A 13,041-nucleotide genomic window follows, 5' to 3' on the forward strand; every position below is an offset into this window, starting at 1 on the left:
AGACTTTAGGCCGGGGTCAGTGCAGCAGTTGGGTGGCGTCGAGCAGGATCACCGGATGGGCGCTGATCCGGGCCACGCCTCGGAAGAGGTGGTTGGAAATGCGGCACAGGCGGGTGGTGTCGGGCGGTTCGATCTGCTGTTCGGTGAGGCTGGCGACGTCTTCCACCGCCGACACCCGCAGGCCCATCGTCTCGCCGTTCTCCTCCAGCACGACCACGCGGGTCTGGGTGTCCTGGACGACCGGTGCGGCGCCCAGGTGCAGGCCCAGGTCGAGCACCGGCACCACCTGGCCGCGCAGGTTCATGATGCCCAGCATCGAGCGCGCCGCGCCGCGCAGCGGCAGCAGCGGCACCGGCAGGACGACTTCCTGCACCTTCAGCAGTTCCAGCGCATAGGTCTGCTCGCCGCAGCGCAGGCGCAGCCAGCGCGTGCTGCGCTCGGCGGCGCGGCGGTGCGGGCTGGGGTCGCTCGGCGGCGGCTGGAACATGGCCGCGATGTTCGGCGGCAGGCGCGAGGGGCGCGGCGCGGCCGCGCGGCGCGCAATGGGGGCGATCGGCGCGCTGGGGCGCGGCCGGGTCATGGCGGGCAACGCAGGCGGCGCCGGCGCTGGCTTGGGCGGGGCGAACGCCGGGTCGGCGTCCATCTCGGCGAGCATCGCGGCGGTGTTGGCGTCGATGTCCAGCGTAGGCCCGGGGGCCGGCGCGGGCTTGGGCGGGGCGAACGCCGGGTCGGCATCCATCTCGGCGAGCATCGCGGCGGTGTTGGCGTCGATGTCCAGCGTAGGCCCGGGGGCCGGCGCGGGCTTGGGCGGGGCGAACGCCGGGTCGGCATCCATCTCGGCGAGCATCGCGGCGGTGTTGGCGTCGATGTCCAGCGTGGGCGCGGCGGCCGGCGCGGGCTTGGACGGCGCGAAGGCCGGGTCGCTGTCCATCTCCGCCGGCAGCGCGGCGACGTTGTCGTCCGCCGCGGCTTCGGCCGCGACGTGGGCAGGCTGCTCGGTCGCGGCTGACGCCACGCCTGCAGGGGCGTCCGGCGCGGCCGTCACCGGCGCGGGCGCCGCTTCGGCCAGCAGGCCGAGCAGGTAGTCGTCCAGGGCTTCGACCGCGTTCATGCCGCCTGCTCCATCGCCTGCGCGTCCTCGGCGAGGATCCATTCCAGTGCGCGGCGGTAGGCCGACAGCCCACGGCCGGGATACTCGCCCGGCACGCCGGGCAGGGTCAGCGTCTCCACCGCGCAGATGCGCGTGTCCACCGGGATCGCGTCTTCCCACACGCGCTCGCCGTAGCGGTCCTGCATCTGCTTGAGCGTCTCGGTGCCGGCGCGGGTGCGGCGGTCGAACAGCGTGGGCAGGATCGAGACCGGCAGCGGACGGCGGCGCGAGCGCTCCACCATGTCCGCCGTGCGGCTCATGCCGGCCAGGCCGTGCAGCGCCAGCGGCTCGGCCTGGGTCGGGATGACCAGGCGGTCGGCCGCGGCCAGCGCGTTGATCATCAGCAAGCCCAGCGTGGGCGGGCAGTCGAGCAGGATGTAGTCGTGGTGCCGCGCGTGGCGGGTGAGCGCGTTCTGCAGCGCCAGGCCCAGGCCGGGCTGGTTGGCGCTGCGGCGCTCCAGCGTGGCCAGCGCGGTCTGCGCGCACACGAAGGACAGGCCGGGAATCGGGCTTTCGCGCAGCAGGCCGGCCAGGTCGGCCGGCGGCGTGGAGAACAGGTCCAGCACGCCCTTCGGCGGCGGGTCCAGCGGCACGCCGAACGCGCGCGTCAGCGAGGAGTGCGGATCCAGGTCGATCAGCAGGACGCGATGGCCGAGCGCGGCCAGCCCACGGCCCAGCGCCAGGGTCGTGGTGGTCTTGCCTACGCCACCTTTCTGGTTGGCGATCGCCCAGATACGCATCAGTTCACTCCTTCGGTCACGGCAGGAGCCACGGCAGGGCCGTGGCCCGGATTCGACGGGCCGCCCGCCACCGGGTTCGGCGGCAGGGCCGGGCCGGCCTGCAGTTGCGTTGGCGGCCGGGGTTCCGGCGCCAGGTTCGCGGCCGAGTCGGCGAGGATGATCAACACCACCCGCCGGTTGGCATTGCGGCCAGCCTCGGTGGAGTTATCGGCACGCGGGCGGAATTCTCCATAGCCCACCATCGCCAGCCGGCCCGGGCTCAGGCCCTGGTCGGCGAACAGGTGCACCACCGAGGCCGCGCGCGCGGCCGACAGCTCCCAGTTGGACGGGAATTGCGAGGTGGCGATGGGTTGGTTGTCGGTGTAGCCCTCCACGCGCACCCCGTTGGGCGTGCGGCGCAGCACGTCGGCCAGCAGCGAGAGCGTCTGCCGCGCGCTCTGGTCCAGGCTGGCCGAGCCGGTGTTGAAAAGGATGTCGCTGTGGATCTCCACCTCGATCCACAGCTCCGAGCGCCGCACGCTGATCAGGTTCTTCTCGATCAGCGGCGACAGCGCCTGGCTCAGCTGCGCGCTCACCGCGTCCAGTTGCCGCTGCGCGCGCGCCAGCTGGTCCTGGTTGCGCAGCGAGACCGGCATGCGCATCTGCGAGGCCATCGAGGGCAGCAGCGTGGGGTCCGGGCTGGGCGAAGGCGCGGTGGGGCCGCTCTTGGCGCCGGACTTGATCGGCGAGGGGCGGTCCCAGTTGGCGCCCTGCAACTGGTTGTTGCCGACCTGCACCGGGTTGATGGTGCGCGGCGCGCCGCCGAACGCGGCGGTGAGCGCGTCGGCCATCACGCGGTACTTGCCTTCGTTGAGCGAGGAGATGGCGTACATCACCACGAAGAAGGCCAGCAGCAACGTCATCAGGTCGGCGTAGGGGATCGCCCAGGCCTCGTGGTTGGCGTGCTCGTCATGGGCGGGGCGACGACGGGCCATGGCTCAGTGCAGGTAGCCGTTGAGCTTGGACTCGATGTTGCGCGGGTTCTCGCCCTGGGCGATGGCGATGAGCCCTTCGATGATCATCTCGCGCTCGCCGCTGCTGCCGTGGATGACGCTCTTGAGCTTGGCGGCGATGGGCAGGAACAACAGGTTGGCCGACGCAATGCCGTAGATGGTGGCGGTGAACGCGGCGGCGATGCCGTGGCCAAGCTTGCTCGGGTCGGCCAGGTTCTTCATCACCGCGATCAGGCCCAGCACCGCGCCGATGATGCCCAGCGTCGGCGCGTAGATGCCCATGCCCTCGAACACGCGCGCGGCGGCCAGGTCGTGCTTCTCCTGCTGCTCGACCTCGATCTCCAGCATGCGCCGCATCTGCTCCGGCTCCACGCCGTCCACCAGCATCTGCAGGCCCTTGCGCAGGAAGGCATCGTCCTGGCGCGTGACCTGCGGCTCCAGGCCCAGCAGGCCCTGGCGGCGGGCGATGTTGCTCCACTCCACGATCTGGCTGATCAGTTCCTCGCGGTCGCTGGCCGGCGGGCTGAACACCCAGCCCACGATCTGGAACGCGCGCTTGAACACCGCCGGGGCGGTGTGCAGCAGGATCGCCGCGATCGTGCCGATGATCACGATCACGAAGGCCGCCGGCGACCACAGCGAGGCGAGGCCCGCGCCCTTGAGCACGCTGCCGCCGACCAGGGCGGCCAGCGCGAGCACGATTCCGGTGACACTGAGCTTGTCCATGAAGCCTTTATCGGCGGCGCGGCGTCGCGCTTGAAGGCTTAGTGAGCGGGGAACGACCGGCGTCACACTTCTGTGTGGCAGCCGCGCCTGGGCATGGCGATCCGGCTGCCCGGCGCGGGCAGCGCGTGTCGGCGGATGGAAGCGTTCGGCGCGTCAGTCGCTGGCGCGCAGGCCGTCCACGTCGAGGATCAACGCCATGCGGCCATCGCCGATCAGCGTGGCGCCGGCGTAGCCGGGCAGGCCGCGCAGGGCGCGCGGCAGGGGCTTGATCACCACTTCCTCGCGGCCGCGTACCTGGTCCACGACCAGGCCAAAGCGCGTCTCGCCCGCTTGCAGCAGCACCACCGTCAACAGCGCGGCGGGCGCGGGTTCCACGCCGAGCCAGCGGCGCAGGTCCACCAGCGGCAGCGTGTGCGAACGGCGGTCGAGCACCGCGCGGCCGTCGAACCAGCCCAGCGAGGTCTGCGGCGCGTGCAGCACTTCCACCACGCGTGCCAGCGGCAGGGCGTATACGTGTTCGCCGGCCTGCACCAGCAGGGTCGGCAGGATCGCCAGCGTCAGCGGCACGCGGATCATGAAGCGGCTGCCGCGGCCGAGTTCGGACTGGATCTGGATGGTGCCGCTCAGCTCGCGAATGCGCGACTGCACCACGTCCATGCCCACGCCGCGGCCGGAGATGTCGGTGACTTCGGTCTTGGTGGAGAAGCCGGGCAGGAAGATCAGGTGCAGGCACTCGTCGGTGCTCAGGCGCGCGGCGGCTTCGGCGTCGATCAGGCCCTTCTCGCGGGCCTTCTCGCGCAGGCGTTCCGGGTCGATGCCGGCGCCGTCGTCCTGCACCTCGATGCTGACGTAGTCGCCTTCCTGCTGCGCGGACAGCCGCACGTGGCCGCTGCGCGGCTTGCCGGAGGCCTCGCGCAGCGACGGTGCCTCGATGCCGTGGTCGATCGCGTTGCGCACCAGGTGCACCAGCGGATCGGCCAGCGCCTCGACCAGGTTGCGGTCCAGCTCGGTTTCCGCGCCGACCAGTTCCAGGTCCACTTCCTTCTGCAGCGAGCGCGCCACGTCGCGCGCCACCTTCGGGAAGCGCGAGAACACCTTGCCCACCGGCTGCATGCGCGTACGCATCACCGCCGATTGCAGGCGCGCGGTGGCGATGTCGAGCACGCTGACGGCGCGGTCCAGTTCCTCGTCGCGCAGGCGTGCGCGCAAGGTCTTCAGGCGGTTGCGCGACAACACCAGCTCGCCGATCAGGTTGACGATCGCATCCAGGCGCTTGGTGTCCACGCGCACGGTGTGTTCGACCTCGGCGGCCGGCTTGGCGGCGGCGCCGGGCTTGGGGGCCGCGGCGGCGACAGCGGGCAGCGGTGTGGCGGGCAATGGCTTGGCGCCCGGCGCGGCATCGCCATGCAGGGCGTCGAGCAGGTGCTCGAACTCGTCCTCGCTGATGAGATCGCCGCCGCCGGCGGCGGCCAGCGGCGCGGCGGCCACCACGGGCGCGGCGCCGTGCGCGTCGAACTGCGCGATCAGCGCCGGCGGTGCGTGCGTGGGTTCGCGCCCGGCCGACACCGCGTCAAGCATCGATTGCAGGTAGTCCAGCGATTGCTGGGCCGCGTCGAAGTGCTGCGCCAGCAGGGTGATCTCGCCCGAACGCGCCTTGCCCAGCGTGTCCTCGGCGGCGTGGCACAGCTCGACCATGGCGTGGATCGCCAGGAAGCCGGCGCCACCCTTGAGCGTGTGGAAGCCGCGGAACACGGCGTTGAGCTGATCCGCGTCTTCCGGTGCCTGTTCCAGCGACACCAGCTGTTCGCCGAGGCGATCCAGGATCTCCTGGGCCTCGATGATGAAATCCGCTGCGATGTCGTCCGGCACGGCACTCATGGTTTACAGCCCCAGCGTGGAAAGCAGGTCGTCGGCGTCCACCTGCGAGACGGCGTGGCGGTCCAGGCCGCTCACCGCCGGGCCGGCCAGGCCGTTCTTCTCGCCCTGGGTGTCCTTGGGCGGCAGGCCGAGCGCGCCGAAGCCCTCGTGGACGCGGCGCACGATGCCGGCCACGCGGCGGATGATCTGCCCGGTGAGGTCCTGGAAGCTCTGGGTCAGCGCCATCTCGGTGAGGTTGTGGCGGATGCGGTCCAGGATCTCGGTCTGCTCGCCCTGCAGGCCGCCGGCGGCCAGCTGGTCGGCGAGCGTGCGGCATTCCTCGGCCAGGTCCAGCGTGCGGTGGCTGGCCTGCTCGGTCATCGCCACCACGTGGTCCAGGCGCGCGCAGGCATCGTCCAGTTCGCCGGCCTCGGTCGGCACGGTCGGCAGTTCGCCCAGCGCCTGGCCCAGCTCGCGCGCCAGCCGGCTCAGGCCCTGCATCATCGGGCGCGTGCGCCACGCGGCCAGCGTATCGATCTCGCGCCGCCAGGCGCTCTCATCGCCGCTTTCCAGCGCGTCGAGCGCGCCTTGCAGCCGCTCGATCAGCAGCCGGCGCTCTTCCTGTGCGTCGATGGCGTTCATCAGGCGGTGGCCGTCAGGCGTTCGAAGATCTTGCCCAGCTTTTCCTCGAGCGTCTGCGCGGTGAACGGCTTGATGATGTAGCCGTTCACGCCGCTCTGCGCGGCCTCGATGATCTGCTCGCGCTTGGCCTCGGCGGTCACCATCAGCACCGGCAGCGTGCGCAGCTTCTCGTCGGCGCGGATCGCCTTGAGCAGCTCGATGCCGGTCATGCCCGGCATGTTCCAGTCGGTGACGACGAAATCGAAGGGGCCCGAACGCAGCGCGGCCAGGGCGCTGTTGCCGTCCTCGGCCTCGGCGGTGTTGGTGAAACCCAGATCGGCGAGCAGGTTCTTGACGATGCGCCGCATCGTCGAGAAGTCGTCCACGATCAGGATCCGCATGTTCTTGTTCACTTCAGGCTCCAGTCAAAGCACATCATTCGTCGTTGTCCACGCCGGCATCGGCCAGCTCGAAGGTCTTCAGGCGCCCGCGCAGGCGCACCATCGCCTGGCCATGGATCTGGCACACGCGCGATTCGCTCACGCCGAGCACGGCGCCGATCTCCTTCAGGTTCAATTCCTGCTCGTAATACAGCGACAGCACCAGCTGCTCGCGCTCGGGCAACTGGCCGATGGCCTTGCCCAGTTCGCGGCCGAACTCGCCGCGCTCGAACAGCTGCTGCGGGTTCGGGCCGCCGCGGGCGATGGTGTCCAGCTCGCCGTGGTCTTCCACGCGCGATTCCAGGCTCAGCACCTGGCCGCGCGCGGCGTCTTCCATCAGCCGCAGGTATTCGGGCAGCGGCATGTCCATCGCGGCGGCCACCTCGGTGGCGGCGGCGGCGCGGCCGGTGCTCTGCTCGATCTTGCGGATCGCCGCGGCGGCATCGCGCGCGCGGCGGTGCACCGAACGCGGCACCCAGTCGCCCCGGCGGATCTCGTCGATCATCGCGCCGCGGATGCGGATCGAGGCGTAGGTCTCGAAGGACGCGCCCTGGTCGGCATCGTAGGAACGCGAGGCCTCGATCAGGCCGATCATGCCGGCCTGGATCAGGTCGTCGACCTCCACGCTGGCGGGCAGGCGCGCGGCCAGGTGGTGGGCGATGCGGCGCACCAGGTCGGCGTGCTGGGTGACGCAGTCGGTGGCGTCGCTGGCGCGCTGCACGGCGCGGTACTGCGCGGCCGCGTTCATGCCGCCACCCCGCGCTGGATGATGCGCTCGACGAAGAACTCCACGTTGCCGCGCGGCGCGGTGGGCGCCTGCCAGCGCGAAGTGCGCCGGGCGATCTCGGCGATCGCCTGCGCCGACGGGCTGGCCGGGTAGGCCTTGATGACCGGTTGCTGGCGCTGCACCGACAGGCGCAGCCAGTCGTCCTGCGGCACGTGGCCGAGGTAGTTCAGCGAGACATCGCCGAGGAACTTCTCGCACACGCGCGACAGCTTGTCGTAGAGCAGGCGGCCCTCGTTGGGGTCGCGCACCATGTTGGCGACGATCTGCAAGCGGTCCACGCCACGCTCGCGCGAGAGCACCTTGATCAGCGCGTAGGCGTCGGTGATCGAGGCCGGCTCGTCGCACACCACCACCACGGTGTCCTGCGCGGCCTGGCAGAAGGTCAGCACGCTGTCGGTGATGCCGGCGGCGGTGTCGATGACCATCACGTCCAGGTCGCGCTCCAGTTCGGAGAACACGTTGACCAGGCCCACGTGCTGCGCCGGCGCCAGCTCGGCCATGTGCCGGCGGCCCGAAGCGGCCGGCACCACCAGCACGCCGCCGGGGCCTTCGAGCAGCACTTCCTCCAGCGTGCAGCGGCCGGCGATCAGGTCGGCCAGGGTGAACTTGGGCGACAGGCCTAGCACCACGTCCAGGTTGGCCAGGCCCAGGTCGGCATCCAGCAGCAGCGTGCGCTTGCCCATGTCGGCCAGCGCCACGGCGAGGTTCGCCGACAGGTTGGTCTTGCCGACGCCGCCCTTGCCGCCGGTCACGGCGATGGTCCGCACCGGGCCCAGGGGCTCGCTACGGGTCGCCGACAGCGGGAAGGCGTTGGTCAGCTTGGCGTATTCACGCGACGGCATGGTTCTGCTCCGGAGTACAGGGCTTATCGGCAGCGCGGCGCAAATCTTCAAGGCGCAGCACCAGGCTGGCCGCATTGGCCCGGTGGAGGTCGTCGGGGACGCGCTGGCCGTCGGTGACCCAGGTGATGGGCAACTGGTGGTCCACCACCACCGACAGCGCGCTGCCGAAGCGGCCGGTCTCGTCCAGCTTGGTCAGCACCACGCCCTGCGGGCGGGCGGCGGCGAAGCGGCGGACGACCTCGTCCAGGTCGGCGAAATGGGCATTGGCCGGCAGCACCAGCAGGGAAGTGACCTGGCGCGCGCCGCGCAGCCAGTTGAGCTGGGCGGCCAGGGCGCGGTCGCGCTGGCCCATGCCGGCAGTGTCGATCAGCACCAGCTTGTAGTCGGCCAGGCGTTCGAGCAGCTCGATCAGGCCCTGGTCGCTGTCGGCCTCGTGCACGGCGATGCCGAGCTGGCGACCATAGCTGTAGAGCTGTTCGCGGCCGCCCACGCGCAGGGTGTCGGTGGTGACCAGCGCCACGTCGCGCGGCGCGTGCTCGGCGGCGAAGCGCGAGGCGAGCTTGGCGATGGTGGTGGTCTTGCCGGCGCCGGTCGGGCCGACCAGGGCGATCACCCCGCCGGTCTGCAGCGGGTCGATCGGGGCGATGGGCAGGCGCTTGGACAACAGGCCGAGCATCAGCCCGCGGCCGCGCGGCAGCTCGGTTTCCGGCGGGATCTGCAAGGCGATGTCGCGGGTGAGGCCGGCATCGAAGCCGTAGTCGTCCAGCAGCTCCAGCGCCTGGGCGCGCACGGGCGAGCCGCGCAGGCGCTCGTCGGTGAGGCGGTTCATCTCGCGCTCGATCATCTGGCGCATCAGCGCCAGTTCCTCGCGCAGCTGCGCCAATTGTTCGTCGCTCTGCGGGGCCGGGGGCGCCGGCACGGCGGCCAGGACCGGCGCGGCGACGGGGGACGGCACTTCCGGCGCCAGCGGCGCGGGCATGGCGATGCGCGGCAGCGCGGTGTCGAGCTCGAAGTCGTTGTCGGCGGCCGGCGCGGCGCGGCGCTTGGCCGGCGCCGGCGTGTCGTCCGCCTGCGCGGCGGTGGCCGGGCTCGCCACGCTCGCCGTGGCCGTGGCCGCGGCTGCGGCCGCGCGCGGCGCGGCGGCTTGCGCGAAGGTGGCGAAGATCTCTTCGGGGATGCCGTCGGCGCCGGCGCGCTCGGGCGCGGGCATCGGCGGCACCGGGAACACGGCGCGCTGGCCGGTGGCGGCGGTCGCGCGGGCGGGCTGGCGCTCGGCCATGGCGGCGATCAGCGCATCGGCCGGCGAGGGCGCGCGGCGTGCGGCGGCCGGGGCCGGGGCGCTCGCCACAGCCGGTGCGGGCGCGGCGCTGCGCTCGGGCACGGCGGTGGCGACGGCCTTCTGCTCGGCGCGGGCGTTGTCCAGCGCACGCATCACCAGCTCTTCGTCGTAGTTGCTGGCGGCGACGATTTCCACGCCCTCGTCGGTACGGCGGTTGGACAGGATCACTGCGTCCGGGCCGTGCTCTTCCCGCACCAGGCGGAAGGCGGTGCGCATGTCGGGGGCGACGAAGCGTTTGATTTTCATGTCAGGGCCGGATGGGTGTTCGGGTTCGGTGTTCGGGGGTGACGTCGTGATCCACTGCTATCAACTGATGGTGCCGACCAGCTTGAGCCGCTTGTCCTCCGGCACTTCGCCGTAGGCCAGGACCGACAGCGAGGGCACGCTGTGGCGGACCAGGCGGGCCAGCGCGGCGCGGACCGTGCCCGGCACCAGCACCACCGCCGGCTCGTTGCGCGCCTCCTGCTTGCCGACGCACTCGGCCAGGCTCTGGTGCAGGCGCTCGGCGAGGCCGGGTTCCAGGGCCACGCCGTTGCCCTGCGTGGAGTCCTGCAAGACGCGTTCCAATTGCGGGGCCAGGGTGAACACCGGCAGCTCCGGCGACATCCCGGCGATCTCCTGCACGATGAAGCGGCCCAGCGAGGTGCGCACCGCGGCGGTGAGCGCGGCCGGGTCCTGGCTGTGCGGGGCGTGCTCCACCAATGCCTCGACGATCTTGCGCAGCTGGCGGATCGGGATGCGCTCCACCAGCAGGTTCTGCAGCACGCGCACCACCACCGACAGCGGCAGCGCCTTGGGCGTGAGGTCTTCCACCAGCTTGGGCGCGCTCTTGGCGAGCGTGGCCAGCAGCTGCTGCACTTCCTCGTGGCCGAGCAGTTCCGGGGCGTGTTCGCGGATCAGGTGCGAGAGGTGGGTGGCGACCACCGTGGCCGGGTCGACCACGGTGTAGCCCACCGACTCGGCGTGCGCGCGCTGGTGCGGCTGGATCCACACCGCGTCCAGGCCGAACGCCGGGTCCTTGCCGGGGATGCCGTCCAGCGCGCCGAGCGCGCCGCCCGGGTCCAGCGCCAGTTCGCGGTCCGGGTGTATCTCGGCGGTGGCCACCGGCACGCCGTGCACCAGCAGGCGGTAGGCGGTGGCGCCCAGTTCGAGGTTGTCGCGGATATGCACCGGCGGGATCAGGAAGCCGATGTCCTGGGTGAGCTTGCGGCGCACGCCCTTGATGCGCGCCATCAGCTCGCCGCCCTGCGCCTTGTCCACCAGCGGGATCAACCGGTAGCCGACCTCCAGGCCCAGCGGGTCCATCGGGCGCAGTTCGTCCCAGCTCAGCTCGGCGGTGGGCGCCGGCGCCGCGCCGGGGGCGCCCGGCGTGCGCGGCGCGGCCGGCGTGCCGGCCTCGGCATCGACCAGGCTGCGCTTGTGCAGTTTCCAGGCCAGGAAGCCCAGGATCAGCGCCAGCGTCAAAAAGGCGACATTGGGCATGCCCGGTACCAGGCCGACCAGGCCCAGGATCGCCGCGGCCACCGCCAGCGCGCGGTGCTGGCCGAACACCTGGCCGACCATCGCCTGGCTCATGTCCTGCGCGCGCGAGGCGCGGGTGACCAGCATGGCCACCGCCGAGGACACCAGCAGCGCGGGCAGCTGCGCCACCAGGCCGTCGCCGATGGAGAGCAGGGTGTAGGTGGAGGCGGCGTCGCCGAACGCCATGTTGTGCTGGAACATGCCCACGGCCAGGCCGCCGAGCAGGTTGATGAACAGGATCAGGATGCCGGCGATGGCATCGCCGCGGATGAACTTGCTGGCACCGTCCATCGCGCCGTAGAAGTCCGCTTCCTCACGCACTTCCTCGCGGCGGACCTTGGCTTCCTCGCGGGTCAGCAGGCCGGCGTTGAGGTCGGCGTCGATGGCCATCTGCTTGCCGGGCATCGCATCGAGGATGAAGCGCGCGGTCACTTCCGACACGCGCCCGGCACCCTTGGTGATGACCACGAAGTTGATGATGGTCAGGATCGCGAACACCACGATGCCGACCGCGTAGTTGCCGCCGATCACGAATTCGCCGAACGCGGCGATCACCTTGCCCGCCGCGTCGTGGCCGTTCTGCCCGTGCAGCAGGATCACGCGGGTGGAGGCTACGTTCAGCGCCAGGCGCAGCATCGTGGTCATCAGCAGCACGATCGGGAAGATCGTGAATTCCAGCGGCCGCTTCACGTACACCACGGCCAGCAGCACCATCAGCGAGATGGCGATGTTGAAGGTGAACAGCGCATCGAGCACCGGCGCGGCCAGCGGCACGACCACCATGGCCAGCATCGCCAGCACCACCAGCGGCGCGCCGAGGCCGCCGCGGATCAGCTCCAGCACGCGCCGGGCGTTCATCGGCTGGGGTTGGGCGCTCATGCCGCGCCTCCGGGCTTGGCGAACTCATCCAGGTCGATGGGCGGCAGGTCCGGCATGGGGCCCGCGCGCCACGCGCGCAGCTGGTAGACGTAGGACAGCACCTGGGCGACGGCCGAATACAGTCTCACGGGAATTTCCTTGCCGAGTTGGGCTTCCCGATACAAGGCGCGTGCCAAAGGCGGGGCGGAGACGATGGCCACCCGGTGGCGCTCGCCGGCCTCGCGGATGCGGAAGGCCATTTCGTCCACGCCCTTGGCCACCACCACCGGCGCGCGCATCTTGCCGCCCTCGTACTTCAGCGCCACCGCGTAGTGGGTGGGGTTGACCAGCACCACGTCGGCGGTGGGCACCGCTTCCATCATCCGGCGCTGGGACAGCTGCATCTGCATCTGCCGGATGCGGCCCTTGACCTCCGGGCTGCCCTCGCTTTCCTTCATTTCCCGCTTGATCTCCTCGCGGGTCATCTTCAGCTTCCGCAGCCAGTTCCACTTCTGGTACGGCGCGTCGATGGCCGCCAGCAGGGCCAGCGCGCCGGCGGTGGCCAGCAGCAGGCGCAGGGTGAAGCCCAGGCCATCGACGATGGCCGTTTCCAGCGGCTGGTTGAGCATGCCGCGCAGCCCGTCCATGCCGTGGGCGATGACCAGGCCGGCGGCGCTGCCGACGAAGGCCACGCGCAGCAGGGACTTGAGCAGCTCGGCCGCGCCCTGGCCGCCGACCAGGCGCTTGATGCCGCTGATCGGGTTGAGCTTGCCGAAGTTGGGGGTGAAGGCCTTGGTGGAGAAACGCAGCCCGCTCATCGCCAGCGGGGCCACGAGCCCGGCCAGCATGCACAGCGCGGCCAGCGGGGCCATCACCCACAGCAGGTCCAGCAGCAGCTCGCCGAAGTGGCCGAACAGCGTTTGCGGGTGCTGCCACAGGTCCGGAGCCGGGGTGAGCGCGGTTTCCATCCAGCCGCGCGCGCCGGAGGCCAGGCTGCCGGACATCGTCAGCAGGGCCACCACGCCGGCGCCGAACACCGTGGCCGTCGCCAGCTCCCGCGAATGCGGCACGTTGCCCTGTTCGCGGGCTTCGCGCAGGCGTTTGGCGGTGGGAAGTTCTGTGCGTTCGGCGCCGTCTTCGTTCTCGGACATCGGTCGGGCAACGGGTG

12 protein-coding genes are annotated in these 13,041 nt (G+C 71.3%); all 12 read right to left on the reverse strand.

What is annotated here, in order from left to right:
* Positions 1 to 16 precede the first annotated feature (16 nt).
* The 12 genes from P6166_RS14155 to flhB all read right to left on the reverse strand — a co-directional run bounded on the left by P6166_RS14155 (position 17) and on the right by flhB (position 13,024).
* A complete protein-coding gene (locus tag P6166_RS14155) occupies positions 17 to 1,111 on the reverse strand; it encodes a chemotaxis protein CheW (RefSeq protein ID WP_277765094.1) in 1,095 nt (364 codons plus the stop codon).
* Positions 1,108 to 1,890 (reverse strand): ParA family protein, encoded by a 783-nt coding sequence (locus P6166_RS14160; protein ID WP_277765095.1) that lies wholly within the window; start codon positions 1,888 to 1,890, stop codon positions 1,108 to 1,110. The genes P6166_RS14155 and P6166_RS14160 overlap by 4 nt, the downstream gene beginning before the upstream one ends.
* Entirely contained in the window at positions 1,890 to 2,864 is a 975-nt protein-coding gene (gene motD, locus P6166_RS14165; protein ID WP_277765096.1) for a flagellar motor protein MotD, read from the reverse strand. Before motD ends, P6166_RS14160 begins: the two co-directional genes overlap by 1 nt.
* Before the next feature lie 3 nt (positions 2,865 to 2,867).
* On the reverse strand, positions 2,868 to 3,608 hold the full coding sequence (locus P6166_RS14170) for a flagellar motor protein (protein WP_277765097.1): 741 nt from the start codon (positions 3,606 to 3,608) through the stop codon (positions 2,868 to 2,870).
* A gap of 153 nt (positions 3,609 to 3,761) precedes the next feature.
* On the reverse strand, positions 3,762 to 5,486 hold the full coding sequence (locus P6166_RS14175; RefSeq protein ID WP_277765098.1) for a chemotaxis protein CheA: 1,725 nt from the start codon (positions 5,484 to 5,486) through the stop codon (positions 3,762 to 3,764).
* Between the two features lie 3 nt (positions 5,487 to 5,489).
* Positions 5,490 to 6,107, reverse strand: a complete 618-nt coding sequence (locus P6166_RS14180) for a protein phosphatase CheZ (protein WP_277765099.1) — start codon at positions 6,105 to 6,107, stop codon at positions 5,490 to 5,492.
* The gene (gene cheY / locus P6166_RS14185) at positions 6,107 to 6,499 is read right to left on the reverse strand and encodes a chemotaxis response regulator CheY (protein WP_057647133.1); all 393 of its coding nucleotides are present in this window, start codon (positions 6,497 to 6,499) and stop codon (positions 6,107 to 6,109) included. Before cheY ends, P6166_RS14180 begins: the two co-directional genes overlap by 1 nt.
* A gap of 22 nt (positions 6,500 to 6,521) precedes the next feature.
* Positions 6,522 to 7,274: an RNA polymerase sigma factor FliA gene (locus P6166_RS14190; protein ID WP_130320068.1), complete on the reverse strand. Its 753-nt coding sequence runs from the start codon at positions 7,272 to 7,274 to the stop codon at positions 6,522 to 6,524.
* On the reverse strand, positions 7,271 to 8,155 hold the full coding sequence (locus tag P6166_RS14195; RefSeq protein ID WP_277765100.1) for a MinD/ParA family protein: 885 nt from the start codon (positions 8,153 to 8,155) through the stop codon (positions 7,271 to 7,273). Before P6166_RS14195 ends, P6166_RS14190 begins: the two co-directional genes overlap by 4 nt.
* Positions 8,142 to 9,740: a flagellar biosynthesis protein FlhF gene (gene flhF, locus P6166_RS14200; RefSeq protein ID WP_277765101.1), complete on the reverse strand. Its 1,599-nt coding sequence runs from the start codon at positions 9,738 to 9,740 to the stop codon at positions 8,142 to 8,144. Before flhF ends, P6166_RS14195 begins: the two co-directional genes overlap by 14 nt.
* A gap of 60 nt (positions 9,741 to 9,800) precedes the next feature.
* A complete protein-coding gene (flhA, locus tag P6166_RS14205) occupies positions 9,801 to 11,873 on the reverse strand; it encodes a flagellar biosynthesis protein FlhA (protein WP_277765131.1) in 2,073 nt (690 codons plus the stop codon).
* Positions 11,874 to 11,890: 17 nt separating this feature from the next.
* Positions 11,891 to 13,024: a flagellar biosynthesis protein FlhB gene (flhB, locus tag P6166_RS14210; protein ID WP_277765102.1), complete on the reverse strand. Its 1,134-nt coding sequence runs from the start codon at positions 13,022 to 13,024 to the stop codon at positions 11,891 to 11,893.
* Positions 13,025 to 13,041: the final 17 nt, after the last annotated feature.

Origin of the sequence: Stenotrophomonas sp. HITSZ_GD, assembly GCF_029543105.1 — a bacterium.
Taxonomy (GTDB): Bacteria; Pseudomonadota; Gammaproteobacteria; order Xanthomonadales; family Xanthomonadaceae; genus Stenotrophomonas_A.